Below are 26,414 nucleotides of genomic sequence, written 5' to 3'. Positions count from 1 at the left end.
AAAGTCGAATTTAAAATGGGCGCATGGCGACATTTATTTTGTCACAACGTGGTTGAAAAAATACATCGTGTACGAAAAGGACGGGCGTGTCCAAAGCATTCGAAACATGGATAAATACTTTTATAAGAGAGGGGCGAAAGAGTGACAACAATCAAATTAAAAGTTATTGATGAAAACATTGAATTCACAAGTTCGCCCCCTATCTATTCGGGTGATGTGAACACGATTTCAACATTATTCGAATTCGGTGGTAATTGGGAAGGATTCACCAAAACCGCCGTTTTTTATCGTGAAATCGAAACACCTTATATGCAAGTTTTGAAAGATGATGAATGTTATATTCCACACGAAGTCATGATGACGGCGGGAAGAATTTATATTGGTGTTTTCGGTGTCAAAGATGACAAGGTCAAAACAAGTGAAGTCGTATTCTATGACATTGGAACGGGGGTCATGACGTTTGGAAGTATTCCCGAACCAAGTGACGAGATATGGCAACAAATACTTGCAGAACTAAGAAACATTCGAAAACTTGCGGAAGAAATGTCACAAGGTCAAGAAGATTTCATTGAACAGATGGAACAGACATTTCAAAGATATTATGAAGAATTGAAAACAATATCGGCAAATTTCATGAGTGTTGAGGACGTTGACCGCATATGTGGGGGAGATTATGACCCAACTTATGACGATTACAACGCAGAACCGATTCCGATAGAAGAATTAGAAAAAATATTAGTTTAGAGGGGTGAAAATATGGCGAAATATTTAGACCAAACGGGAGTGTCAACGCTTTGGGCGAAAATCAAAGAAAAATTCGTATTAAAAGACGGTTCAAAAGTATTGTCAACAAATGATTATACGACGGCAGAAAAACAAAAATTAGGCGGTATCGCAACAGGGGCGCAAGTAAACGTCATTGAAAAAGTATCAGTGAACGGGAGCGCACTGACACCGAGTTCAAAAGGCGTCAACATTACAGTTCCGACCAAAGTGTCACAAGTGACAAACGATAGCGGTTATCAAACGGCTAGTCAAGTATCAAGTGCGATTTCTAGTGCGATTAGTGGTATTTCGGGTTTCAAATACGAAGTCGTTTCGGCTTTGCCTTCATCGGGAAAAGACGGAACAATTTATTTAAAGGCAAATAGTGGCGCGGGACAAAATATATATGATGAATTCATTTGGGTGAATTCCAAGTGGGAACAATTAGGAACGAAACAAATTGATTTATCGGGATATATGAAAAAAACCGACATGGTGGCGTTGACAGAAGGAGAAATCGACGCCATTTGTGTTTAAGGCGGTGTTTATATGGCAAACAATAAATTTTTAGAAGAAACAGGGCTTTCACGTTTTTGGGCGCACACTAAAAAGCTAGTCGATGATAGATTCAAACAATTTGAAGGTTATCACCCAAATCTTGTAATAAATGGGGATTTTCAAATAAATCAACGTGGAAAAAGCGAATACGGAGAAAACGGATATACATTAGACATGTGGAACTGTATTCTAACAAATGGAAATAAACTTTCACAACTACCAAGTGGATATGGTGTATTAATTAACAAAGTAAAAGCAAATCAAACTGTATTAAGACAAAGAAATCCTAATGTTAGTAAATATCCAGTTGGAACAAAATTTACAGCTGTTTATGATTTTGAAAGTAACGTTTCATTTTCAAACGAAGTCGGATTTGGGAAACAAAGAAAAAGTATACAAGTAGAAGCAAAAAGAAAACAATATTCATTTACTTGGACTTTACAATCTAATGACATTGATGAAAATAAAAATGTTGATGTTTTAGTGTTTAACAACACTGATACAAACGTTCAATTAAAAGTGCATAGTGTACGCTTATTTGAAGGAGAAATTGCTTATAAAGGTCAAACAGAAGATAAAACACTAGCACTTACAAGATGTTTACCTTTTTGTGAAAGAGCAAAGTTTACGGCGACTGCTACAGGTGCGTATTTCATGGATGGTTTTAGTTATAAAATGCCAAAAGAAAAGAACCCAATAATAAATATACTATCAGTTGCGAATAGTGATGGTGCGGTCAATAAAGCAGATTTTAGTTTTTCTGTAATAGACAAATATTTTGCAAATTTCATAAGGTACAAGGGTGGAAGTTGTGAGTCATTAAAAAACCATGTGTATACGTTTGATGTTATGATTACGTGTGAACCACTTTAGGAGGTAATATATGGAAGAAATAAAATATAAAGTATATGCAAAAAAAGACGAACAAGGAAGTATTATTGACATTTGGAGCACAGGCAATCAAGCCTTGGGAGATTCAAGAACTGAATCTCAAATGATGGAACAGGGTTATGAATTAGTTGACGAGGGCGCAGACGGTCGAATTTATGGTTATGCTCAAATTAACTATACACAAATGAAATACCAAAAACCTTTATATGATGAACAAGGGCGTCCAAACTTCCACGACGCCTTTATTTTATGGACGGAAGAGGAAAAAGCGGAAAAATACCCTATCCCCGAACCCGAACCGAGTGAACTTGAAAAATTAAGAATCGAACAGGAAGTGACCGCACAGGCGGTGCAAGATTTAATTTTAATGATGATGGGTGGTGAGTAAGCATGGCAAACTTTTTAGTTTATCGAATTTTAGATGGAAAACTTGAATTCGTTGACGTTCCGAAAGCGTTAAAAGAAGAAGTCAAAGCAATTTTAATTGAATTGGGACATGAAGAACTTACACGTTAAAGAAGCGTGTTTTTATTTTGTCAAGCCATGACATTTAAAATGGCAAATTGACCCGAACACGTCATTTAAACTGTTTGTTCTTGGTGGAAGAAACCACGTTTAAAAACGAAAAGGAGAAAAAGAAAATGGAATTTTTAAAACAAATCTTAGGTGAAGAACTATACGCAAAATTCGTCGAAAAGGTGAACGCGTTCAACGGCGATGAAGCAAACAAAGACAAGCAAATCAAGATTGCAAACTTGGGAACAGGTGAGTATATCGGCAAGGGCAAATATGACGCATTACAAGCGTTATTGGACGGAAAGACAAACGAATTGACGACCGCCAACAATTTAATTGCCGACTTGAAGAAATCAAACAAAAACGATGAAGAATTGCAAGGGAAAATCACGACATATGAAGGACAGGTTGAAAAACTTCAACAGGAACTTGAACAAACCAAGTTGGACAATGCAATTCAAATCGCACTTCTTGAAGCGAAAGTCACTGATGTCGACTATATGACTTTCAAACTGAAAGAAAAAGGCGAAGTGAAACTTGATGAAAACGGGAAAATCAAAGGTTGGGAAGAAACATTGAAAGGTTTACAAACACAGTTCCCAAATCAGTTCGAAAGTTCTTCACAAAAGAAAATCGAAGAACACAAACTTGACAATCCACAGGACAACGACGGTGGAATGACAAAAGCGGAGTTCTTAAAGAAACCATACGGGGAACGCGTACAGTTCGCACAGGAAAACCCCGAAGCATTTGAAACATTGATGAAAGAATAAAGGAGAAATTAAAAATGGCAAATGAAACATTATTAGCAAACGTTATTAACCCACAGGTCATGGGGCAAATGATTAACGCAAAAATCGAAGCGTTATTGAAAATCACACCATATGCAAAGGTGGACACAACACTTGTCGGAGTTCCGGGGGACACAAAAACAGTTCCATGTTGGAAATATATCGGTGACGCCGAAGACGTGGCAGAAGGCGCAGAAGTTGGATTGACACAGATGACGGCTTCTTCAACAACTTTCAAAATCAAGAAAGCAATGAAAGCCGTTGGAATTACAGAAGAAGCGCGTTTGAGTGGTTTGGGAAATCCAATTGGACAAGCTGAATCACAGTTGGCGAAAGCAATCGCGGGTAAAGTTGACAATGATATTTTAGCGGAAGCGTTGAAATCAACAAACATCGTTGATATGTCTACAACAAGTACAATCAATTACGAAGGTATTGTTGACGCAGTGACAAAATTTGAGGACGAAGAAGACGGCGTTGAAAAAGTGATGTTTATTTCACCACTTCAAGAAGCTGTATTGTTAAAAGACCCAATGTTCTTGTCGGCTGATAAATTCGAAAGTGGTGTTGCGGTTCGTGGAGCAATTGGAAAAATCGCGGGTTGTTGGATTAAAAAATCAAACAAAATCAAAGAAAGTGAGGGAGTATTCACAAACCCAATTATTAAACTTGAACCCGATTCACCCGAAACAGAATACACAGAAGACGAACTTCCTGCATTAACAATTTTCTTGAAAAAAGATACTGCTACAACTAGCGAATTCAAACAGAGAACACAGGTCACCGAAATCGTATCATCAAAATATTATGGTGTTGCGTTGACAAACGAAGCGAAAGTCGTTCTTGCAAAATTCAAAAAATCGGGGGAGTAATTAACCCGTCCGTTGAAGTTCCCGCAAGCGGAATGGGGTTATATGGAAAAACCGTTGCCGACTTAGTTGACGACGGAATGAAAATTTTCAATGACGGAACGGTCAAAGGAAATTTCAAATATGTGACTGGTTACACAGAATTCAACGAATCGGTTGTTGAAGAACAGGAAGGAAACTTCTTTCCATTCACATTGAAAAAGACGGGGACAACCATGACGTTCAAAAAGAACGGCGCGGAAGTCAAGAAAGACATTCCTTTTGAAGCGAATAACGTGTTCCGTGTATCACAAAACGATACATTCACGGTGTTAGTCGATAGTCAAGAAGTTGTTACATTCAATTTCAAACAAGCGACATTCGCAACAAAAGGAAAAGCACGAAGAAATCGTGCGAAATAAGGTGGTGAATTGCCGTGATTATGACGGTAGATGAACTTAAAAAATATATCAAAACGAACGAAGAAGATTCCATGCTTGAAGCTAGACTTCGAGCATTGGAATTGCTTATTCGCAAATACACAAACAACAAATTCCAACAAACGAATATCCGATTCATTGGTCAAATCAAAAACGGAATCGTTCGAATATCACCGCGATGTTTGAAAGTTGGTGACACGGTCGAAATATCGCAATCGAAATATAATGACGGTGTTTATACAATCACCTCGTTAGAAGTCGACAAATGCGTTCTAAACGACGAATTGAACGCTGAAGATGAAATACTATTGACCAAGATAAAATATCCATATGACGTCCAAATGGGCGTTGTGAACTTGATGAAATGGGAATTGGAGAACCGCGAAAAAGTCGGTGTTCAAAGTGAAACCATTTCACGTCATTCCGTGACATATTTCAACATGGACGGTGACAATTCCGTGATGGGATTTCCAAAATCTTTGATGGGATTTCTTGAACCGTATAAGAAAGCGAGATTTTGACATGATTGGTGGAAACATTGACGGGGAACTACAAGTCAAAACAACGGTCAAAAATGAAATTGGCGAAGGTGTTTCAACATGGAAAACGGTCAATGTTCTTCGTGGTTGGTTGGATTTGCAAAACGGTGATTCCAAATACGGCAATTACAATGCAAAAATCCAAGAATCAACACACGTTTTCATTTGCGACTATGTTGAATTAGACCCCGAAGTCAAAAAGGAAAATAACCGAATGGTTGTTGATGGGTATGTTTATGATGTCATGTTGATTGACAATCCAATGAACTTGAATCAACAATTGGAAATCTATTTGAAATACACGGGTGGTCAATAATGGCGTTTGAAGATAATTCGGCGCAAGTTATTCATGCGATTGACAATGCGGTTGGTTCTTTGCTTGACGAAATCGGCGGGGAACTCGAAGCGCAAGTCAAAAGAAACACCCGTGTTGATTCAAGTCAAACAAAAGGAAGTTGGCAATATGTCGTCGATGAAGGTGAAAAGAAAGTAACGGTCGGAAGCCCATTACAAAATGCAATTTGGGAAGAATTCGGAACGGGTGAACATGCGATTCACGGCGACGGTCGAAAAGGCGGTTGGAGTTATCAAGACATTTACGGAAAATGGCATAGGACACGCGGAAAGAAACCGTCAAGGGCTTTGCAAAGGGCGTTTGATTCTCGAAAAAGTGCGATTGTTCGCATTGTAAAAGAAAGATTCGGGGTGGAATTACGATGACAATTGAATCGTTGAAATATATCAATGACATTTTGTCAACATTGACAAATTATGAATTCGGTCAATGGACTTCGACACCAGTTCCAAATCCTTATTTTGTCGGGGAATACAACGAAGTTGGTTCAGATACAGAAGACGGACGATTCGAAACAACATTCATTTTGACAGGAACGACGCGTGGTTCATGGTTGGAGTTGGAAAGTGTAAAAGAAAAAATTGAAAAAGCATTAAACAAAACCGCGATTTTGCCGAACGGCAATGGAATTGCGGTTTTTTACGTGAATTCATTCATAGTTCCAGTTGATAACGCGGAATTGAAACGAATTCAAATAAATTTACAAATACAAGAATGGAAGGTGTGAAATTTATGGCATTAGGTGACGAATTAAAATCAAGCGGAATCACCGCAAATACACCGCAAAACATCGTATTAGGTGCGGGAACAATTCATAAAGGATTGACATTCACGACCGACAAATGGAATTTTGAAGAATCATTGGTCGGGGCGACTAGCGGTGGAACGAAAATCACAATAAAACCCGAATTCAAGGACATTGAAGTTGACGGGGCATTGGTGAAGGTTAAAGGATTGACACAGAAAGTCGGCGAAACGGCTTCAATGGAAACAAACATTGTTGAGGTTACGCCCGAAATCATGAAAATGACGATGGTTGGTCAAAGCAAAACGGCTAATGACAAGACGGGATATGACGAAATCACTTCCAAAAACAAAATTGAGGAAGGCGACTACATTGAAAATCTTGGATATGTAGGTAAAACGTTAGACGGAAAGCCAATAATCATTATTTTCGATAACGCATTATGTACTAGCGGATTTGAAATTGAAGGTAAAAACAAAGAAAATGCGGTGTTAAAAGCGACATTCGAATGTTACGCAGATTTGACAAGCGCATGTGACGTTTTACCTTATCACATTTATTACCCAACACCAGTTGGAGTATTAAAGACAAAGGAGAAATAAGATGGAAGAAACAAAACCATATGTATTAAGGGAATTGACGTCAAAAGACGTTTTCCCTATGTTTAAAATCATTTCAAAATTTGGAATCGGAGAATTCAAGAAATGTTTTGACCCAAAATTGGTTGGTCAATTAGTTGATGAAAACGGAGATTTTAAAGGTGACAAATTGATGTCGATTGTCGGAATGAATATTGCTTTCGATGTTGCTTCGATTGTGTTCGAAAATGTTCCGAAATGTGAAGATGAAATCTATGATTTCTTAACTTCAATTAGCAATCTGAAAAGAAAGGAACTTGAAAAAATGTCCATGGTGACTTTCTTCGAAATGATTGTTGATGTTGTTCAGAAAAAAGAATTCAAGGATTTTTTTGGGGTTGTTTCAAAATTGTTCAAGTAGGGGACATCAAATTCATGGATTTGCTATTTAAAAGATACGCAAATCCTTTTTTGTTACTTGATAATTTGATTGCGACGGGAAGATTTTTGGAATTTATTTTGGAACTTATAGACATTCAAAATGAAGAAAAAATATACGACGTTTGGTTGCATAAAGTCTTTGACAAAGGATTTGACGCCTTCAAAGAAGCAGTCATTGAAAACAATCAAATTGTCAATGTCGACAATCAAAATGTTGAAGCAACCATCAATGAATCATTTGATATTTTAAATAATTTCAACCCGCATGAGTAAGGGGGTGAATGAATGGAATTATTTCGTTTATTTGGAACGATTGGGCTGAACGGCGTCGAAGAAACGCAAGATGATATTGAAGAAACGACCGACCAAGCGGAACAAGCCGAACCAAGAATGTCGGGGGCGTTCAAGCGAATTGGACAAGCCGTTGTCACATATTTAGCAGTCGACAAAATCATTGACTTTGGAAAAAGCATTGTTGAAGCGTCCGCGACAGTAAGTGCGGAAGCGTCGGCGTTTACACAGATTATGGGCGACTATTCGGACGAAGCCCAAGAAAAAATAAATAAAATTGCTGACACGACGGGAATGGTGTCAACTCGTTTGACCCCTTATATGACATCAATGACGGCGAAATTCAAAGGACTTGGATTTGACATTAACCAAGCGACCACGCTTGCGAGTGATGGTTTATTGTTGGCGTCCGACGCGTCCGCCTTTTGGGACAAATCACTTGAAGATTCAATGTCCGCATTGAATTCATTCATCAACGGTTCATACGAAGGTGGTGAAGCAATCGGGCTTTTTGCCAATGATACACAATTGGCGTCATATGCCGTCAAAGAAGGAATAGTCAAGGAAGCCAAAGAATGGGCGAACTTGGAAGAAGCGAAGAAACAGGCGACACGACTTGAATTTGCAAAAAATATGTTTGACGCGTCGGGAGCAACGGGACAGGCTTCAAAAGAAGCCGACCAATACGCAAACGTTCAAGCGAATTTGAATGAAAAGTGGCGTCAATTCAAAGCCGAAATCGGTGAACCATTACTTCAAAATGTAGTATTGCCCGCAATGGACAAGTTGAGCGGTGTGGTAGACAAATTAAGTAGTGGTTACAAAGATTTAACAAAATGGATTAGTGAAAATAAAACAACCGTTCAAATCTTGATTGGAGTTTTCGCAAGTGCGACGGCGGGGTTGGTTGCTTATAAAAGTGCAATGACCGCAATGGCAATTGTTAAAACCGTTACAAAATGGCTTGATGGAATGACGTTGTCACAAAAACTATTAAATATCGCCATGAGTATGAACCCAATAGGCATTGTTATTGCTTTGATTGGAGCATTGGTCACGGCGTTTATTTATTTTTGGAACACATCGGAAGAATTCCGAAATTTTTGGATTGAATTATGGAACAGTATCAAAGAAACGTTCAACGCAGTCGTAACATGGATTCAAGATAAGTTCAATGCAGTCGTGACATGGATTCAAGATAAATTCAATGCATTTTCACAGTGGTTCACCACGGCATGGGATTCCATATCGACCGCCGTGTCGAATACTTGGAACAGTATTGTCGAATTTGTCACGGGAGCATGGGAAACCATCAAAAATGTTGTTCAAGTTGGATTGATGTTCTTAGAACAATTATTCAATTTGTTTATTGATATTTTATTAGTTCCATGGAATTTCATTTGGCAAAATTTCGGTGACAAAATAACGAGCGCATGGGAAAAAATCAAATCAGTTGTCCAAAAAGGACTTGATTATGTTACTAACATAATCTCAAATGTTATGAACGCAGTTCAAGAAAAATTCACGAGCGTTTGGAATTCTATTTCATCATTTATTGGTGGTATCGTCGAAAAGATAACGAATACAGTTTCGGCGGGTTGGAATGCGGTGTCAAATTTCACATCAAGCATTTTTGACAAGGTGAAATCTATTGCGACGAATATTTGGGAAAGTATAAAATCAAAAATTACAAGTATTGTTGAAAGTATCAAATCGACAGTTTCAATTATTTGGGAAAGTATAAAAGCTAAAATCACAAGTGTTGTCGATGGTATAAGTTCAACAGTTTCAAATGTTTGGAACGGAATCAAGTCAACCACATCAAATGTGTTTAATTCAATCAAATCAACGGCAACGAGCGTTTGGAATTCCATAAAATCGGCAATTGAAAAACCAATAAACATGGCTAAAAATACGGTCAAAAATGTTATTGATTCAATCAAAGGGTTCTTTGATTTTGAATGGTCATTGCCTAAACTAAAATTGCCACATTTAAGCATTAAGGGAGAATTTTCGCTTATGCCACCAAAAGTTCCGTCATTCGGAATTGAATGGTATAAGGACGGGGGAATCATGGAAAAACCAACCTTGTTCGGATTCAATCCTTTTACTGGAAAAGGAATGGTCGGTGGTGAAGCGGGAGCGGAAGCAATCACGCCAATTAGCGTTTTAAAAGATTATGTCCGAGAAGCGGTTAGAGAAGAAAATGCAAACAACAATTTAATTGTTTACGTTCAAAAATTGATTGATATGTTGGCGACATATTTTCCACAGATTGTTGACGGTTTGGACAGACCGATTATTCTTGACGATGGAACGTTGGTGTCAAGACTTGCACCACAAATGAATGCGGAATTTGGAGAAATTAACAAGGGGAGGGAGCGAGGACGATGATAAATTTCAAAGGTGTAACATTTGCTGAATATCATTCATTTCGTGACTTTTCCTTGGTTCTTTCCAAGAAGACAATAGAAACACCCGCCGTCAAGACTTCGAGCGTGGAAATTGAAGGAATGGACGGGATATTGGATTTGACCGATTATTTTGGAGAGCCAAAATATAAGAATCGAAAATTGAAGTTTGAATTTTCGACATTGGGGGTTGAAAGAAAAGACTTTGATTCTTTATTTTCCAACATTCAAAATGCGATTCATGGTCAATTTGTCAAAATTATTGTTGACGATGATGACGCGTTCTATTACATGGGGCGTGTAAACGTCAATGAATGGAAAAGTGACAAGACAATTGGAAAAGTCGTGATTGAATGTGATTGTGAGCCATTCAAATACAAAAAATATGTCACCGTTATCACGGAAGACATTGTCGGAACAAGGGAATTTGTTTTGACGAATTTGAGAAAAAGCGTTGTTCCCGTTTTCAAATCAACGGGCACGTTGACAATTAAATTCGAAAATCAAATATATTCGATTGATAGTGGTGAATATACTTTGGACGATGTCGTTTTGAAACAAGGTAAAAACCTTTTGACCGTCGAAGGAAACGCAACATTGACAATTGAATATCAAGAAAGGGGGTTATAACGATGTACAAAGTATATTGTGATAATTCCCTTTTATATGATGGAAAACGTGAAGAACTGAAATTGTACAATCCAAAAGTTGATTTGGAATTGAACAAGGTCGGTTCTTTTAATTTCACGATTTATCCAAATCATAAGCATTTTAACAGATTAAAAAAATTAAAACCCATTATCAAAGTTGTTCGTGATGACAACAAAATTGTTTTTCGCGGTCGTATCTTGAATGATACACGGGGTTTTTACAACGAAAAGAAGGTGGTTTGTGAAGGCGAATTGGCGTTCTTGATTGATTCAATTCAACGTCCATACACTTACACTGGTGATGTTGCGGGATTGTTCCAACAGTTCATTGACAATCACAATACACAAGTGGACGCCGAACATCAATTCAAAGTTGGACTTGTCACAGTGACAGACCCCAACGATTATTTGCCACGAAGCGACACACAGTATTTGAACACTTGGGAATCAATCAACAAAAAATTGATTGAACCGTTGGGCGGTTATTTATTTGTACGTCATGAAGAAGATGGGGTTTATATTGATTATTTAAAAGAACTTGACGAACTGATAACACAGGAAATTGAGTTCGGAAAAAATATGATTTCATTTGAAGAAGTCGTCAAAGGTGATGAACTTGTCACGGGCGTCATTCCCCTTGGTGCAAAACAAAAGGACGAAGAAGGAAATGACACGGAATTGAGATTGACCATTGCTAGTGTAAATGGTGGGCTTGATTACATTCAAAATGATGAAGCCGTTCAACAATATGGGAAGATTTTTACAACTCAAATTTGGGACGATGTAACGTTGCCCGAAAATCTTTTGGCGAAAGGTCAAGAATGGTTGGCAAATGCAATCATGTTATCTGCGTCAATCACACTGAACGCGGTTGATTTATCATATGCAAACAAAAGTATAAGTTCATTTCGTTTGGGCGCAAATGTCAAGGTAAAAAGTAAACCACACAATTTGGACGCATATTTTCTAGTTTCCAAATTGTCGTTGGAATTGCTGAATCCCAAAAACGACAAATTGACGTTGGGTGTAAATTATAAAACCTTCACGGAACAAGTTTCAAGCCAAGAAGACAACATCGTTGGAAAAGTTCTTGTCAATGTTGGTGGTGAATTGTCCAACATTAGCAATTCAGTTGCTGAAACTGAAAGACGATTGACAACACAAATTGAAGCCGTATCAAGCGGAATCATGACAAGCGTGTCCGATGAATACGTCACAAAAGACGAGCAAATGACACTTGAAGAATCCATCAACACGCGATTTGAACAAACGGCGAGTTCGTTCGATTTTGCGTTCCAAGAAACGAACAAAAAAATTGATGAATCAAGCAATCAATCGAATTCAAAGTTCGAAAGCATTGAAAAACATATTCGATTCGAAGATGGTGACATCATCTTGAAAGCGTCAGATAGTGAAATTCATATGAGAATCGAGAATGACCAATTGGCGTTCTATGAAAACAATGTCAAATTCGGTTATATGCAAAATCGAAAGGCAAGTTTTGAAAATGGAGAGTTCGACAAGTCATTGAGGATTGGAAAAATGGGATTCACGACATTCAGTGACGGAAGCGGTGGATTCGGGAAGGTGGTGAAATAATGGCAACAAGCGGAACGATAACAGGTGCGAAAGTCAAAACATTATGGTTGACGTTCGAATGGAAAAGAACGGCGGTTGATATTGCCAAAAACACTTCGACGATTCAATGGTCATTGAAGTTGAATTCATCAAGTTCACTTGTATTCAGCGCCGACAAAACTTTCACATTGTCGATTGACGGTCAAAAGTACGATGGGACATTCACATCGAACGTCAATTGGGGAACAAGTGGTGGAAATATCATCATCAAAAGCGGAACGACCGTCATCACACATGGGGCGAACGGGAAAAAGACATTTGATGTCAATTCAATTTTCAACATTGCGGTCAACATATCGGGAACGATGGTCAATAGTTTGTCATTATCGGGAAGCCAAATTCTTAACGACATACCAAGAGCCACGACACCGACAATCACACCATCAACGGGCGTCAAAATGGGTGACACAATCAAAATCACGTTGAATCGAGCAAGCGCAACATTCACGCATGATTTGTCATACAAATTTGGTGACGCGACAGGTGCGATTGGTGATGACATTGAGGTCAACACGAATTGGTTGATTCCTCGAACACTTGCGAATCAGATTCCGAATTCGGCAAGTGGTATTTGTCAAATTATTTGTTCCACCTATGAAGGGACGAAGCTGATTGGAACGACAAAAATTGAATTTGTTTTGAGCGTTAACACCGCCGATGTTCCAACTATTGATTCCGTCACATTTGAAGAAACGGTGGTTGGAATAAAAGAGAAATTCAATGCGTTTATTCAAGGACAATCAAAAATCAAATTGAAGGTAAACGCAACGGGTGCTTATGGTTCAAAAATAGCGTCATACGAAGTCAAATTGATGGGGTTGACATATAACAAAGGTGAATTCATTTTCGACGCCACACAGGGCGGGGAAGTAATGATTCAAACAAGCGTTGTTGACACACGAGGAAAGGGAAAGACATCAACACAAACAATCAACATCGCTGAATATGTCACACCAACAATTGAATTGTTCGACGTTAAACGTTGCGACAATTTGGGTGTCGAAAACCCGCAAGAAAACTTCATGTCGGCGCGAATCAAGTTCAATATTACAACGTTAAACAACTTAAATGACAAGTCGTTCAAGTTGGAATATCAAGAACAAGGCGGGACGACATGGACAACTTTGTTGACGGGAAATGAATATGTTTATGACAACACATATGTACATTCGACCGCAATTTTTGAATCAACAAAAGCATATTCCGTGCGATTGACCGTGTCGGACTATTTCAAAGAAATTGTTTATCCATTTGATGTGGGAACAAGTTTCTTTTTGTGGTTTTGGGACAAGACGGGAACGGGGCTTTCTATTGGTGACGCGCAAGCAATCACGAACATGTTCAACGTTGCATTGGAAACGCGATTTAAAAACAAAGTCACATTTGATGACGTTAGCGGAATTCCACAGTTTGCCGATTCGGGGTGGTTAGATTTACCGTTAAAAACAGGGTGGTCATATCAATATGACACAGACAAACCCCAATATAGAAAAATTGGAAATATCGTTTATTTGCGCGGTTTGATTGACGCAACCGCGACGGCACAAACGACGATTGGAGAATTGCCCGTTGGTTTTAGACCGACAGTCGGTTCATTCAACCGTTTTGCTTGCGCCTTGAACCAAAAAGACTATGTAAATGTTCAAGTCGGTCGAAATGGTTTGATTACGGACTATACGAAGACAACAAGCATGACAAGAACATTTATATGTTTAAGCAACATTTCATTTTTTGCAAATTAGAAAGGAAGGTATTTTATGAATTTAAAAGTAAGATTTAAAAATCCCATTTTTTGGGCGCAAATTGTTCTTGCGATTTTAACGCCAATTTTGGCGTATGCGGGATTGACCGCACAGGATTTGACGTCATGGAAGGCGTTGGGGGATTTGCTTGTTGGTGCATTATCCAACCCATATGTCTTGGGATTGGTCGTTGTAAGTGTATGGAATGCACTGAATGACCCAACGACAAAAGGTGTTGGAGATAGTGGACAGGCGTTGACATACACCGAGCCAAAATAAAAACTAGGGGGAACGCAAATGGAAGACAAAGAAATCATTGCGCTTTTGTCATTCCTTGGAACTATTATCGCAGTGGTCACACCCATGATGAAATTGAATTCAACAATTGTCAAATTGAATACCAATTTTGAAAACATGATGGAGAACGACCGAAATCGCGATAGAAGAATTGACAAACATGGTCAAGAAATTGACGAAATCATTGAAAAGCAACGATTGAACGAAAAGATTCTTGACCGCCACGAATTAAGAATCGACGCAATCGAAGAAAAAATCAAATAAAGACGTCCAAATCGGGCGTCTTTTATATATGCCGAAAACGGCGAAAGGAGAAATGAATTATGTCATACGAATACATTACGAAATACGATAGCCCAAACTACACAGAAGGAAGACAAGGAAACAAAATTTCAGAAATTGTAATTCATCATTGGGGAATTGATGGACAGTCATTCAATGGTGTTGTAAATTGGTTATGTCGAAAGAATGGGAACAGTTCCGCACACTATGTAATTGAAGGCGGAAAAGTTGCTTGTTTGGTAGATTGTGCGGACACCGCATGGCACGCGGGAAATTTTGCACACAATTTGAAATCAATTGGAATCGAATGTCGTCCCGAAATGTCGGCGCAAGACTTGGAAACTGTATGCGAATTAGTTGCCGACTTATACGAAGTTTATGGCGTATTACCAATTGTTGGTCATAAAGACGTGAGCGCGACTTCTTGCCCTGGTCGATATTATGCAAAATTATCATACATTAAGAAACGCGCACAAGAAATCATGAATGGTTCAAAACCAAGCACGCCAAAGCCACAACCACCAAAACCAAGTACAGGAACAAAATATAAAGTTGATGATACGGTAAATATTAACGGTGTTTACACTTCATCTTCTTCAACTACCAAATTGAAACCCGCAAAAACAAGTGGAAAAATCACAAAAATTGTTGCGGGAGCAAAAAACCCATATCTATTAGACAATGGAAATTTGGGTTGGGTAAACGATAATTGTATTACTGGAAAGAAAGGAACTTCAACAACAAAAACGTTGAAAGTCGGTATGAAAGCAAAACCTAAAAAAGCGGTGTCTTATGATGGTGTAAAACTAGCTTCTTTTCTTACTACCAAGTATTTCAAAGTTATCGAAATCAAGGGTAAACGAGTTGTATTAGGTGACGGTTTGAATACCGCGTTCAACATTGACAATTTAACTTATTAAAATAAAAAGCCTATCCTTTAACGGGATAGGTTCTTTTTTATTGGTTTAAAACGGCATTTTTATATTGACAATGCCATTATGAATGGCATATAATATCATCGAGGTGATGAAAAATGAAAGAAAAATTAAAAGTGTTAGAAGTTAGAGAATATCAAAAAGTTGAAGTTAAAACAGGTTATTATAGTAATAGTGTATATAGTAATTCGCAAATTAATATAGTTGTCATTTGTGAAGATAAAAACGGAAAAAGATATAGATATTATCCAACAAGTGGTGACTATGAAATTGTTATAAAAGGGGATATTGTGGAAATAAAATCTTGGTGCGATGATAATTTCAAATATCATTGTGAAATTAAAATTATAGGTTGAGAAAGGAGAATGAAAAATGAATATAGTTAAAGAACATTTCAAATCAATTGATGAAATGATAAGAACAATCGAATCAAGACCAAACAACAAAATTATGAGAAATGAAGATTCTAGTCGTTCAAATGATTATGAGTTTACAAAAACACATTCTTATGATGAAGCAAAAAAATTGTATCAGTTTGGATACAAAGAAATTTTACCGCAAATTAAACGTGCGGTCGGAGAACAAACAAGTCAAATGTCGTTCATCAATAGACGTCAAGTAACAACGAATGTGATAGGTTATGCGCCCCATGTTCCAAATGCGATTTTGGGGCTTCCAAATTCAATGATTGCGACAGAATCAAAACCACAAAAAACAAAGACGCTATCAATTTGTTATTGTATAACCGCAAATTGCTTTACAGACAAAGAAGAATTTGTTCGTTCGGGAATTGCGATTCTAGGTGTCATCAATTCACTTGAACTTCAAGGAATACGAGTGAAATTGCGAATATGTTTCTATTGCGCTAGAGAAGATGACGACAGGGCATTCGGGACGATTGATGTGAAAGATTATCGCGAACACTTGGATTTACAAAAATTATGTTTTCCCGTAGCCCACCCGTCAATGTTTAGACGTCTAGGCTTCAAATGGTTGGAAACGGTCGAAGGATTGAAAGAAAATTGGCCGTATGGATATGGTAGTCAATTTAACGATAAACAAGAAATCGAAAAGTATTTGCTAGACAAAGACGAAATATTTGTCGATTTGAAGTATACGAAAAAATATGACTATGATGTAAAAGAAATTATAAAAAATTTTAACATAAAATGACATTTAAAATGTCATTACTTAAAAATAATTGTTGACAATGCCATTTACAATGGCATATAATATTTGACGTAAAGGGGCAGAACCCCAAGGAGAAAGAGAATGATTATATTAAAAACTTGCGAAAGAATCGCTTTGATTGCCGACGAAAAAGACATGATAAATGGAATCATGAACATCAAAATCATGTTTCAAAATCGAATCTATAACAGTGATTGGAAATGTGAAAGTGACGGTTCACAACGTCCTTTATATCCAAATTTAAGAAATGAATATACGGACAATTTGGACGAAGCAATAAAAAAATGGGAAGAAATGACGGTTTTATTCCACGCACAACCACAGACACCAACACCCCAACCAACATCAAAACTTGAAGAATTATTCGCGGAAGTATTAGCAAAACAAAGTGTTGACCAAGTCATCGAAATGGCAAAACCAATGTTGGAAAAACACATCATTGAAGAATTCGGCGTTTTACCTCAAAAACATGAAGTTGTTACACCGAACGGAACACATGAAGTTCAAGGTGTTGTACATGAAAAATTCGACGATGTATTGAATCTTGTGAATCTTGACATTCCCGTTTTCTTGACAGGACAGGCGGGAACAGGAAAGAACGTCATTTGCAAACAGATTGCCGAATCACTTGGGCTTGATTTCTATTTCACGAATGCGGTAACGCAAGAATACCAGTTGAAAGGATTCATCGACGCAAATGGGAAATTCCATGAAACACAGTTCTATAAAGCATTTACACAGGGCGGTTTGTTCTTCCTTGATGAAATGGACGGTTCAATTCCCGAAACACTTATCATTTTAAATAGTGCAATCGCAAACCGATATTTTGATTTTCCGATTGGTAAAGTTGAAGCACACCCCGATTTTAGAATCGTGAGCGCGGGGAACACTTGTGGAACAGGTGCAGACATCGAATATACTGGTCGATTCCAGTTGGACGCGTCATCACTCGATAGATTCGCATTGATTGAAGTTGATTATTCACCAACTATTGAAAAAGCCGTGACAAACGGAAATGATGAATTATGTAACTTCGCCCACAGATTCAGAAAAGTAACGAATAGATGTGGAATACGTTGTCTATTCACTTATCGTTCATTAGAAAGAATATCAAAACTAGAAAACGTGTTCGAACTTCCAAAGGTGTTGAAAATATCTTTGACAAAAGGATTGAACGTTGATGACATCAAAATAATTGCGAGCGAAATGGCTTCAAATGATAAATATACAAAAGCCTTAAAATCTTTATGCTAATAAATGACATTTAAAATGTCATTTTTATTTTAAATGTCATAAAATAAAAAACACTCATTTATTGAGTGTTCGTGTATGTGCTTTATATTTAGTTCGTATGTATTCTATATTTTCTTCATTCATCAAATCAAAATAAGGGGTTAAAGAATTATAAAATTTTTGAATTTGATTAATTTTTCCACGTTCTGTTTTTAAATTATCCATCTTATCCATAATTGATGTAAAATATCTAATTAAAAATTCTTTAATAGCAATTTGCTTTTCTTCATTAAATTCTTGTAACGCTTGACTTGGTTTTGCACCAGTAAAGTCCAAATATTTTTCAAGACTAGATAGGTGAATAGACTTATTTTCTAAAAGTTCAAGGCGTCCGAAAAATGTTTCGACGTTTTTTGTTTCCTTAACTAATCTAATACAATCGTCAATTATCTCCATATCACGAAGAGCTTGACTTTTTGTTATAGATATAAGTTGATTTTTTGTCATATATAATTTATCACTTTTATCTATCATTACAGTATTTTGCCATTCCAACAAATATTCATTTTGTTCTTTTGTTTTCTTTAAAAAATTAAACATTATTTTCACCACTTCCATGAGAATTATATTTAATTTGGAAAAGAATGTCAAAATAAAACGATATGCTTTGACAATGCCATTTAAAATGGCTATAATGTCATTGTGGGTAGAATAATCTAAATATTCTGAAAATTATATTGACTTTTTGCATTGCAAAAACTATAATGTAAAACGTCAAGAGATTGCTACCCACAATGAAAGGATGGTGAAGACATGGCGAAGATGGGTAGACCAAAAAGTGAAAATCCAAAAGGACAACAAATAACGTTGAGATTAGAAAATGATTTATACGACGAATTTACAAAAAAATGTAAAAAATTAAATTTAAACAAATCAACATTGATTCGCGAATGGATTGTCGAATTTTTGGAAAATAAAAAAGAAGTAGATTAACGTCGCCAAACTGAAATCTACTTCACCTAACATAATTTCTTGACACAATTACATCAAGACATAAATATTTTACAAAAAATGTCCTTGATGTGCAAGAAAAAATTTTAATGAAGGAGATTTTTAGTAAGATGGAAACACTTTTAAAACAAAACGAAATGAAAACGATTGGAAACTATGAGTTTCTAGGAAAAACAATATCTATTTATAATACAATAGAAAACCCTTTGTTTTTAGCAAAGGACGTTGCGGAATGGATTGAACACAGTCAAGTATCAAGAATGATTCAATCAGTTGATGAAGACGAAAAGGTTGTGAATATTGTTCACACCCTTGGTGGAAATCAAAAATCATGGTTCTTGACGGAAGATGGATTGTATGAAGTATTTATGCAATCACGCAAACCAATTGCGAAACAGTTCAAGAAGAAAATCAAAGAGATTTTAAAAGAGATTCGAAAAACTGGTCATTATGGTGAATTGAGTTATGACAATAAAATTGAGATTGCGACGCTTATTTCGAAATGTAAGAACGCAAAAGGTGTTGAAGCATTGATGACATTATTCGAAATAAAAGTTCCAGTCATAGTCAATGACAATGAAATTGTTGGTTCAAGAAGTAAAAGCGTAAGGGCTTATCTAAACGATATTGAAAAAGATGAATTACTTGATATTCCGACAAAAAGAATTCACAGTGATTACACATCGTTTTGTGAAGACAACCTTTTCAAACCGCTATCACTGAACGAGTTTTCAAAAGAAATAAGACGTCAAACTGGTGCGAAAGTCAAAAGACATCGTGTCGATGGAAAACTAACAGGATTCTATGAATTTGATTAAAAGGCAACAAAATTGTTGTCTTTTTTGTTTGGAAAATAACATTTTAGTTGACAATGCCATTTGTAATGGCGTATTATATGTGTACAGAAAGAAGGGAAAAATATATGTTTGCTGAAAGATTGAAATATTTAAGAACTCATTACAAAGGAAGAAAATTGACACAAGAAGAAATGTCCAAATTATTAAAAATTCAACGAAGTACATACGGCGAGTATGAACGTGGAAAGATTACACCACCAATGGACAAAATCAACTTTTTATCCAATTATTTCGGTGTATCGGTAGACTATTTATTGGGAAACACTAACTTAATAACACCCGATGAAGGCGAAACAGACGAAATAAGCGATGTTTCTGTTTCAATTAGACGAATGATTGAGGAATTGGAAAACGACCAAAATAACATTGTTTTCGAGGGTGAAACGCTCGACAAAGAAACGCGTAAACTTCTTATTTCTAGCCTTCAAAATTCAATAAATACGGGTAGACTAATTAAGAAGGTGCAAAATGATAGTAAAAGAACTGGTGGAGAAACACGGGACGAATAATGCTTTTCAAATCGCAATTCAAAACAATATCAAATTGGTTTATGAACCACTTGGGAAATATATGGATACTACAATCAAGTCGATGGTCAAAAATTTATTCATATCAGTGATGATGTTCCTTGGTATCATCGGGAATTTACGGTCGGACATTTACTTTTTCATGCGTTAACAAAGGAAAATGAACGAATCGTCATTTGGAAAAATAGGTTTCCAAATTATCATATTTGGTCAAAGAACGAAACCGAAGGAATTAAATTCGCAATAAAATTGTTGTTCGAAACAATTGAATTGACCAATGTGAATTCTTATCGTGAATTATGTTATGTGCGAGGTTGTAACGAAAAAGAGTATCAAGAATTAAGAAATGAGATATTGAAAAATGTCAATGTTGATGTCGAAAATATATCATTAAATGAATTTTTCAAGTATATGTTTGATTTTAACTCGAACAAATGAACAAAGTTGAACAGTAAATGAGCCTTTATTTATGCGGGTTTTAAGCACTGTTCAAGTTGTTCATGAACAAAAGCCTTTTTATAAGAAATTAAAAATTAAAGTAAAAAATAACATTATATAAATAAAAAATATATAAATATAGAAAAAAAGGTGAACAACTTGAACAAGTTGAACAAAATGTCAAATGAGCCTATAAACAAAGGGTTTTTAAGTGTTCAACTTATGTTCTACTTGTTCATACTTGGGAAAGAAGGGATAAAATATGGCATACGCAATATATTTGCGAAAATCACGAGCCGACGCCGAAATGGAAGCATTAGGCGAAATGGAAACGTTGGCACGGCATGAAAAAATATTGACGGAACTGGCGAAACGTCAAGAATTGCCGATTGGTCGCATTTACAAAGAAATTGTTTCGGGTGAAAGTATCGCAGATAGACCACAAATGAAGCAATTGTTGGACGATGTTTATTTGAAGAAATGGGAAGGCGTCTTGGTTATGGAAGTTGAACGATTGGCGCGTGGTGATACGCGTGACCAAGGTGACGTCGCTGAAGCGTTCAAATACTCGAATACGAAAATAATTACACCCATTAAAACATACGACCCAAACAATGAATATGATGAAGAATATTTTGAATTCGGATTGTTCATGTCCCGACGAGAATATAAGACCATCAAAAGAAGACTTGATCGCGGACGCAAAATTTCAGTTCAAGAAGGAAATTATATCGGCGGGTGTGCACCATACGGATATGATATTTGGCGCAGAGGAAAGAAAGACATTACCCTTAAACCAAATGAGGACGCAAAAATTGTAAAAATGATTTATGAATGGTATGCAAATGATAATTTGGGAGCAAGCAAAATCGCAAGTAAACTTTCTTTAATGGGAGTAACCAGTCCGAGCGGAAATAAAGAATGGAATCACAGTTGTATAATTGACATTCTGAAAAATCCTCATTACATTGGGAAAATAAGATGGAAAAATCGAGAAATGAAAAAAGAGTTTGTTGATGGCAAAATGAAAAAAATGAATGTTCGAAACAAGGTCAATTTCGAAATATACGATGGAAAACACGAAGCGATTATCGACGAAGAACTTTATGAACGAGTGCAAAACAGAATTGGAAAAAATTCAAAGACACAAATTTCAAGAGAACTTCAAAATCCTTTAGCGGGCATATTATGTTGTAAGTCTTGTGGAAAAAAATTAGTTTATCAAGGATATTCAACTAGACCAAATATGTCACCAAGATATGTTCACGTCCATAGCGTGTTTTGTAAAATGAAGTCATCGTCCGCAAAAGAAGTTATTGACGCGGTAATTATTGGGTTAAAAGCGCATATCGAAGATTTTGAATTAAAGATGACAAATGAATTCGAGATTGAAAACAAGAAAAAGCAAGATGACGTGATTGAATTTATAGAAAAAGAACTTATCAAGCTAAAAAAGAGCCGTACAAAGCTATTTGATTATCTTGAAGACGGAATCTATACAAAAGAAGAATTCATTGAACGAAAGGGTATTTTGACCGTTAAAATTGAAGAATTAGAAAAACAACTTGAAGCGGAAAAATTGAAAGTAGGTGAAGAAGTAAATTATGAAGAAAAAATCGTCACATTAAAACAAATAATTGAAAGTTTAAAAGATGATAGTATTGGAGCAAAATATAAGAATGACTTTTTAAAAGAAGTAATTGACCACATAGATTATGAATGCGAAGACTTTGGAAGGGGACGCGGTGGTCAAATTTATCTTGATATTTTTTTAAAGTAGACATCTATGATGATGGTGGCTATAAAAGACTCTTGATACTGTTTCAAGAGCCTTTTTAAAAGGAGGATACCTATGAGATTAACACTTATAGAAAAAGAAGATGGCTATAAAATCTTAGAAGAGGGAAGAGAAATCTATTCCATTCGTGAAGAAAAAGAAGGAGAACTTCTTTCTATCTATTTAGTGAATCTATATGGCAATGATACATTTGGATTTTATCAGATTGAAAGAAGTTTTATGGATAAATTAAGACAGAAATCAATGCTGGATTTTACATTGTATGATAAAGATACAAAACTAGGAGAACTTCATAAAAATAAAGAAGGATATGATTTGTCCTATGGTGATGCAATGTATCGCTTCTTTGGTGGAAAGCATATGCAGAAGTATAAAATACTGTGCATTGACAGAGAGGAACAGATTGCGGAATTTACTTTTGATGATACAAGTAGTGTACTGTTTCAAAATGAATCCAGCAATGCTTTGTTTGCGCTTTTGCTGTATATGTTTCATATGCATATCAAAGAAGAAATGTTTGTACAGGAGGCATTTGTAAAACAGTATAGAGGTGTATATGAAGTGCAATAAGGTTTTCTTTTTTGATCTTGATGGTACGATATATCATGGAGAATCACCAATTCAAGGTGCAAAAGAATGCATTGAATATCTTCAAAAACATAAAATATCGTTCTATTTTCTTACCAATAATGCAATGCGTACACAAAAACAAATTGTAAAGAAACTGGAAACAATGGGGTTTTCTAATATACAGGAAGAGCAGATTTTTACCAGTGCAATGGCTGCTGCTTTGTATGCGAAAAAGAAAAACAGAGGAAATCGTGTGTTTTGTATTGGAGAAGAGGGTTTGCGTATGGCACTGCTGCAGCAGGGCTTTGAACTAGTAGATGCTCATGCAGATCAAGTAGTTGTAGGATTAGATCGAAGTGCAGATTTCACAACTTATACAAAAGCTTTGCACGAGCTGCAGCAAGATGCCTGTTTTATCGCAACAAACCCAGATCGAAGAGTTCCTCAAGCACAGGGGGATTTGATAGGTAATGGTGCTGTTATCCAGATGCTGGAATATGCCAGTGAAAGAAAAGCTGAAATTGTAGGGAAGCCAACAGCTGTTATGATGGAGGAAGCTTTGCAGTATGCAGGGATTCAAAAAGAGGACTGTATTGTGGTAGGAGATAATTTAGAAACGGATGTTTTGTTTGGATTAAACAATCATGTTACTACTGTATTTGTTACAACTGGACTACATACCAAAGAAGATGCAGTAAAAAGAAATATACATCCTGACTGGACAATTTCAAATCTAAAAGAATTATGGAATATATAAAAATCCTGAACATAGGATGAAACGAAGAGGGGTTTCATTTTATGCAGGATTTTTTTCTTATTTGGCAGGATGTTGGATTGCTTTTATACTCTGTTTTAAAGGCTTTTTTACCTTTACCCTCATTAGAGGTCATATTAACTCCTTTATGCCTTAAAAACCCTCAAAAATGGGTTATATACGCAATGGAAGGGGCCATCGGTACTTGTGTTGGGGGAGCAATTGGCTATATGATCGCAAAGCTGCTTGGGAAAAAAGCTTTTTCTTCGCTTGTAAGTGAAGAAGATATGCAAAAAGGGGAAGACATGGTAAAACGTTATGGTGTAGTAGCAGTATTTATTGGAGGCATTACTCCTTTGCCTGATTTTCTTTTGGCATATCTTGCAGGATTTACCCATATGTCATTGCCTTTGTTTTTAATATCTGATGGCAGTGCTAGATTGTTACGAAGCCTTGTTGTTTGTTATGGATTAAAAACTTTAAAAACAATCCTGCCATTCGATGCCTTTGGAATTTGGTTTTCACTTTTTATCTTAGTATATTTCTTGTTTAAATGGGGTTATAAAAGAGTTCGAACATATCACATCAAAAAATAGGGAAAAGATAGGATCTCGTTGTAAAAGTTCTGGATGCCATTGTACTCCCAAAATTGGAAGACTAGTATGATAAATTCCTTCACAATAGCCATCTGCACTTTTCGCAAAGCATTGTAGATTTTCCCCTAACTCTTTAATGCATTGATGATGATAACTGTTTACTTCATAGTTACTAGGATAAATATGCCCATAAAGAGAAATTGGCTCATATCGTAAATGGTGTTTATGTTTTGGTGCATGCTGTTTTATATTTATATCAGAATATAGTGTGCCATGAAAATACACATTTATGAGCTGAATTCCTCTGCATATGCCTAATATAGGTTTTCTGGCTTTTATAAAATGTTCAAGACAATAAAAATCAAAATGATCCATAGGAGTATCATAGCATGTGTGTAAATCAATCATACAGTCTTTTTGATAACTTGCTTCTATATCATATCCTCCAGGCACTAGCATTCCATCACAGCACTGCAAAGCAAGTGGGATTTGACTTGTATCTAGAATAGGAAATGGAATGCAGTCATATGCCTTTATTGCTTGTATATAGGTATTTCTTAAAAACCAGATGGTTTTCTTTTTGTTAACTTGTGTACGCATGGGAATGGCAATGATTTTCAAGCTCTCACCTCATGATACTATATGCATAAAAGAAAAAAGTGCTAGCGATACCTTTTTCCCTGCCAGGTATCTCTTCGCACCATTTCTTTATCTATATCATTTAACACAACAACTTTTTTTAAGGTCCATTCAGGAGTAATCAAATGTTCTTTCACACCATCTCCTGTAAGTCTTTGAATGATCATTTCTTTTGGTAAAAGCTCTAATTGAGAAATGACAATATCTATATATTCTTCCTTGCTTAAAACAGGAAAAGGATGCTGTTCATATTCCTTTGCCATTTTCGTATTCTCCATGATATGCAGCATATGGATCTTAACTGCATGAATAGGCAAATGTGCAATTCTATCTGCACTTTCCAGCATTTCATCTTTTGTTTCGTATGGAAGAGAATTGATTAAATGTACAGCAATTTTTATATCTGTTTTTGCCAGCTTTTTGATACAGGAAACAAATTGCGCATAGGTATGTCCACGATTAACACGTTTTGCAGTTTCATCATGTACACTTTGTAAACCTAATTCAACCCATATTTCCTTTTTCTTTGTAAGAGATTGAAGATAGGCAATTGTATCATCTTCCAGACAGTCTGCACGTGTAGCAATACTGATTGCGAGAATATCATCTCTTTCTACAAAAGGATCAAAGGTATCTTTCAACACATGCAAAGGGGCATAGGTATTGGTATATGCCTGAAAGTATGCAATTAATCCTGCATTAGGCCATTTGCGATGCATCATTGCTTTTCCATCTTCAAACTGCTGCATCAAGTCTTTATGAATATCACCGGCAAATTCACCACTTCCTAAGCTTCCACAAAATGTACACCCACCAACTCCGCAAGTGCCATCACGATTGGGACAGGAAAAATTTGCATTTAAAGGAACTTTGCATACTTTCTGATGAAAATGATGTTTTAAATAGTAATTCCATGTATGATAACGTTTGTTATCGTCACTATAAATAAAAGGATTGTTGTAAGGCATAATATCACCAGAACTAATTCTATCATAGATTTATAAAAGAAGAAAAATAGTTTGATTAAATTTTATAAAAATTGGTAAAAAACGTGTCGATTTTCTGTTTATTTTTTGTTAGAAGTATG

Annotated in this window: 35 protein-coding genes; 32 read left to right on the top strand and 3 right to left on the bottom strand. The window is 36.3% G+C overall.

What is annotated here, in order from left to right:
- Positions 1–141 precede the first annotated feature (141 nt).
- The 25 genes from A9CBEGH2_RS04125 to A9CBEGH2_RS04010 all read left to right on the top strand — a co-directional run bounded on the left by A9CBEGH2_RS04125 (position 142) and on the right by A9CBEGH2_RS04010 (position 18,158).
- A complete protein-coding gene (locus tag A9CBEGH2_RS04125) occupies positions 142–744 on the top strand; it encodes a hypothetical protein (RefSeq protein WP_163104318.1) in 603 nt (200 codons plus the stop codon).
- A 12-nt stretch (positions 745–756) separates the two neighbouring features.
- Complete coding sequence (locus A9CBEGH2_RS04120; RefSeq protein WP_163104316.1) at positions 757–1,302, top strand: hypothetical protein; 546 nt, start codon at positions 757–759, stop codon at positions 1,300–1,302.
- Positions 1,303–1,314: 12 nt separating this feature from the next.
- On the top strand, positions 1,315–2,196 hold the full coding sequence (locus A9CBEGH2_RS04115) for a hypothetical protein (protein WP_163104314.1): 882 nt from the start codon (positions 1,315–1,317) through the stop codon (positions 2,194–2,196).
- Positions 2,197–2,206: 10 nt separating this feature from the next.
- Entirely contained in the window at positions 2,207–2,602 is a 396-nt protein-coding gene (locus A9CBEGH2_RS04110) for a hypothetical protein (RefSeq protein ID WP_163104085.1), read from the top strand.
- Between the two features lie 2 nt (positions 2,603–2,604).
- Positions 2,605–2,730 carry a hypothetical protein gene (locus tag A9CBEGH2_RS12570; RefSeq protein WP_269473681.1) on the top strand — a complete coding sequence of 42 codons (126 nt, stop codon included), beginning with the start codon at positions 2,605–2,607 and terminating at the stop codon, positions 2,728–2,730.
- A gap of 125 nt (positions 2,731–2,855) precedes the next feature.
- On the top strand, positions 2,856–3,503 hold the full coding sequence (locus A9CBEGH2_RS04105) for a phage scaffolding protein (protein WP_163104312.1): 648 nt from the start codon (positions 2,856–2,858) through the stop codon (positions 3,501–3,503).
- A 14-nt stretch (positions 3,504–3,517) separates the two neighbouring features.
- The gene (locus tag A9CBEGH2_RS04100) at positions 3,518–4,393 is read left to right on the top strand and encodes a N4-gp56 family major capsid protein (protein ID WP_163104310.1); all 876 of its coding nucleotides are present in this window, start codon (positions 3,518–3,520) and stop codon (positions 4,391–4,393) included.
- A 122-nt stretch (positions 4,394–4,515) separates the two neighbouring features.
- Positions 4,516–4,791, top strand: coding sequence for a hypothetical protein (locus tag A9CBEGH2_RS04095; protein WP_197739442.1), 276 nt, complete (start codon positions 4,516–4,518; stop codon positions 4,789–4,791).
- Positions 4,792–4,805: 14 nt separating this feature from the next.
- Positions 4,806–5,330, top strand: a complete 525-nt coding sequence (locus A9CBEGH2_RS04090; RefSeq protein WP_163104306.1) for a hypothetical protein — start codon at positions 4,806–4,808, stop codon at positions 5,328–5,330.
- Between the two features lies 1 nt (position 5,331).
- On the top strand, positions 5,332–5,664 hold the full coding sequence (locus A9CBEGH2_RS04085; RefSeq protein ID WP_163104304.1) for a phage head completion protein: 333 nt from the start codon (positions 5,332–5,334) through the stop codon (positions 5,662–5,664).
- Positions 5,664–6,068: an HK97 gp10 family phage protein gene (locus tag A9CBEGH2_RS04080; protein ID WP_163104302.1), complete on the top strand. Its 405-nt coding sequence runs from the start codon at positions 5,664–5,666 to the stop codon at positions 6,066–6,068. Before A9CBEGH2_RS04085 ends, A9CBEGH2_RS04080 begins: the two co-directional genes overlap by 1 nt.
- Positions 6,065–6,430, top strand: coding sequence for a hypothetical protein (locus A9CBEGH2_RS04075; protein WP_163104300.1), 366 nt, complete (start codon positions 6,065–6,067; stop codon positions 6,428–6,430). Before A9CBEGH2_RS04080 ends, A9CBEGH2_RS04075 begins: the two co-directional genes overlap by 4 nt.
- Before the next feature lie 5 nt (positions 6,431–6,435).
- A complete protein-coding gene (locus tag A9CBEGH2_RS04070; protein WP_163104298.1) occupies positions 6,436–7,050 on the top strand; it encodes a hypothetical protein in 615 nt (204 codons plus the stop codon).
- A 1-nt stretch (position 7,051) separates the two neighbouring features.
- The gene (locus tag A9CBEGH2_RS04065) at positions 7,052–7,447 is read left to right on the top strand and encodes a hypothetical protein (RefSeq protein ID WP_163104296.1); all 396 of its coding nucleotides are present in this window, start codon (positions 7,052–7,054) and stop codon (positions 7,445–7,447) included.
- Positions 7,448–7,461: 14 nt separating this feature from the next.
- Positions 7,462–7,740 (top strand): hypothetical protein, encoded by a 279-nt coding sequence (locus A9CBEGH2_RS04060; RefSeq protein ID WP_163104294.1) that lies wholly within the window; start codon positions 7,462–7,464, stop codon positions 7,738–7,740.
- 12 nt (positions 7,741–7,752) lie between these two features.
- Positions 7,753–10,152: a phage tail protein gene (locus A9CBEGH2_RS04055; RefSeq protein WP_163104292.1), complete on the top strand. Its 2,400-nt coding sequence runs from the start codon at positions 7,753–7,755 to the stop codon at positions 10,150–10,152.
- Positions 10,149–10,799 (top strand): hypothetical protein, encoded by a 651-nt coding sequence (locus tag A9CBEGH2_RS04050; protein WP_163104290.1) that lies wholly within the window; start codon positions 10,149–10,151, stop codon positions 10,797–10,799. The genes A9CBEGH2_RS04055 and A9CBEGH2_RS04050 overlap by 4 nt, the downstream gene beginning before the upstream one ends.
- 2 nt (positions 10,800–10,801) lie before the next feature.
- Complete coding sequence (locus A9CBEGH2_RS04045; RefSeq protein ID WP_163104288.1) at positions 10,802–12,418, top strand: phage tail spike protein; 1,617 nt, start codon at positions 10,802–10,804, stop codon at positions 12,416–12,418.
- Complete coding sequence (locus tag A9CBEGH2_RS04040) at positions 12,418–14,199, top strand: DUF859 family phage minor structural protein (protein ID WP_163104286.1); 1,782 nt, start codon at positions 12,418–12,420, stop codon at positions 14,197–14,199. Before A9CBEGH2_RS04045 ends, A9CBEGH2_RS04040 begins: the two co-directional genes overlap by 1 nt.
- A 15-nt stretch (positions 14,200–14,214) precedes the next feature.
- Positions 14,215–14,478: a phage holin gene (locus A9CBEGH2_RS04035; RefSeq protein WP_163104284.1), complete on the top strand. Its 264-nt coding sequence runs from the start codon at positions 14,215–14,217 to the stop codon at positions 14,476–14,478.
- A gap of 18 nt (positions 14,479–14,496) precedes the next feature.
- Positions 14,497–14,760, top strand: a complete 264-nt coding sequence (locus tag A9CBEGH2_RS04030) for a hemagglutinin (RefSeq protein WP_163104282.1) — start codon at positions 14,497–14,499, stop codon at positions 14,758–14,760.
- A 59-nt stretch (positions 14,761–14,819) separates the two neighbouring features.
- Positions 14,820–15,698 carry an N-acetylmuramoyl-L-alanine amidase gene (locus A9CBEGH2_RS04025; RefSeq protein WP_163104280.1) on the top strand — a complete coding sequence of 293 codons (879 nt, stop codon included), beginning with the start codon at positions 14,820–14,822 and terminating at the stop codon, positions 15,696–15,698.
- A gap of 113 nt (positions 15,699–15,811) precedes the next feature.
- Positions 15,812–16,069: a hypothetical protein gene (locus tag A9CBEGH2_RS04020; protein ID WP_163104278.1), complete on the top strand. Its 258-nt coding sequence runs from the start codon at positions 15,812–15,814 to the stop codon at positions 16,067–16,069.
- 16 nt (positions 16,070–16,085) lie between these two features.
- Complete coding sequence (locus A9CBEGH2_RS04015) at positions 16,086–16,886, top strand: DUF7192 family protein (protein ID WP_163104276.1); 801 nt, start codon at positions 16,086–16,088, stop codon at positions 16,884–16,886.
- Positions 16,887–16,985: 99 nt separating this feature from the next.
- Positions 16,986–18,158 (top strand): AAA family ATPase, encoded by a 1,173-nt coding sequence (locus tag A9CBEGH2_RS04010; RefSeq protein ID WP_163104274.1) that lies wholly within the window; start codon positions 16,986–16,988, stop codon positions 18,156–18,158.
- 54 nt (positions 18,159–18,212) lie between these two features.
- Here A9CBEGH2_RS04010 and A9CBEGH2_RS04005 read toward each other — a convergent pair whose 3' ends face one another.
- Positions 18,213–18,737, bottom strand: a complete 525-nt coding sequence (locus tag A9CBEGH2_RS04005; protein WP_163104272.1) for a hypothetical protein — start codon at positions 18,735–18,737, stop codon at positions 18,213–18,215.
- Between the two features lie 213 nt (positions 18,738–18,950).
- Between A9CBEGH2_RS04005 and A9CBEGH2_RS04000 the strand changes: the two genes are divergently transcribed.
- From A9CBEGH2_RS04000 to A9CBEGH2_RS03970, 7 genes are all read left to right on the top strand, one after another.
- Positions 18,951–19,130: a ribbon-helix-helix protein, CopG family gene (locus A9CBEGH2_RS04000; RefSeq protein WP_163104270.1), complete on the top strand. Its 180-nt coding sequence runs from the start codon at positions 18,951–18,953 to the stop codon at positions 19,128–19,130.
- Between the two features lie 128 nt (positions 19,131–19,258).
- Complete coding sequence (locus tag A9CBEGH2_RS03995; RefSeq protein ID WP_163104268.1) at positions 19,259–19,966, top strand: BRO-N domain-containing protein; 708 nt, start codon at positions 19,259–19,261, stop codon at positions 19,964–19,966.
- Between the two features lie 104 nt (positions 19,967–20,070).
- On the top strand, positions 20,071–20,514 hold the full coding sequence (locus tag A9CBEGH2_RS03990; RefSeq protein WP_163104266.1) for a helix-turn-helix domain-containing protein: 444 nt from the start codon (positions 20,071–20,073) through the stop codon (positions 20,512–20,514).
- A 718-nt stretch (positions 20,515–21,232) separates the two neighbouring features.
- Positions 21,233–22,750 carry a recombinase family protein gene (locus tag A9CBEGH2_RS03985; protein WP_163104264.1) on the top strand — a complete coding sequence of 506 codons (1,518 nt, stop codon included), beginning with the start codon at positions 21,233–21,235 and terminating at the stop codon, positions 22,748–22,750.
- Positions 22,751–22,822: 72 nt separating this feature from the next.
- Positions 22,823–23,338: a hypothetical protein gene (locus A9CBEGH2_RS03980; RefSeq protein ID WP_115714932.1), complete on the top strand. Its 516-nt coding sequence runs from the start codon at positions 22,823–22,825 to the stop codon at positions 23,336–23,338.
- A complete protein-coding gene (locus A9CBEGH2_RS03975; protein WP_115714931.1) occupies positions 23,325–24,095 on the top strand; it encodes an HAD-IIA family hydrolase in 771 nt (256 codons plus the stop codon). The genes A9CBEGH2_RS03980 and A9CBEGH2_RS03975 overlap by 14 nt, the downstream gene beginning before the upstream one ends.
- Before the next feature lie 41 nt (positions 24,096–24,136).
- Positions 24,137–24,688, top strand: coding sequence for a YqaA family protein (locus tag A9CBEGH2_RS03970; protein WP_115714930.1), 552 nt, complete (start codon positions 24,137–24,139; stop codon positions 24,686–24,688).
- On the opposite strand, the gene A9CBEGH2_RS03965 is transcribed toward A9CBEGH2_RS03970, so the two are convergent.
- The gene (locus A9CBEGH2_RS03965; protein WP_115714929.1) at positions 24,626–25,309 is read right to left on the bottom strand and encodes a gamma-glutamyl-gamma-aminobutyrate hydrolase family protein; all 684 of its coding nucleotides are present in this window, start codon (positions 25,307–25,309) and stop codon (positions 24,626–24,628) included. The two genes, A9CBEGH2_RS03970 and A9CBEGH2_RS03965, sit on opposite strands and share 63 nt — an antisense overlap.
- A gap of 41 nt (positions 25,310–25,350) precedes the next feature.
- On the bottom strand, positions 25,351–26,295 hold the full coding sequence (locus tag A9CBEGH2_RS03960) for a tRNA modification radical SAM protein MnmL/YtqA (protein ID WP_118277230.1): 945 nt from the start codon (positions 26,293–26,295) through the stop codon (positions 25,351–25,353).
- Positions 26,296–26,414 lie beyond the last annotated feature (119 nt).

Origin of the sequence: Amedibacterium intestinale, assembly GCF_010537335.1 — a bacterium.
Taxonomy (GTDB): Bacteria; Bacillota_I; Bacilli_A; order Erysipelotrichales; family Erysipelotrichaceae; genus Amedibacterium; species Amedibacterium intestinale.
This window is presented reverse-complemented; position numbering and strand designations above follow the sequence as displayed.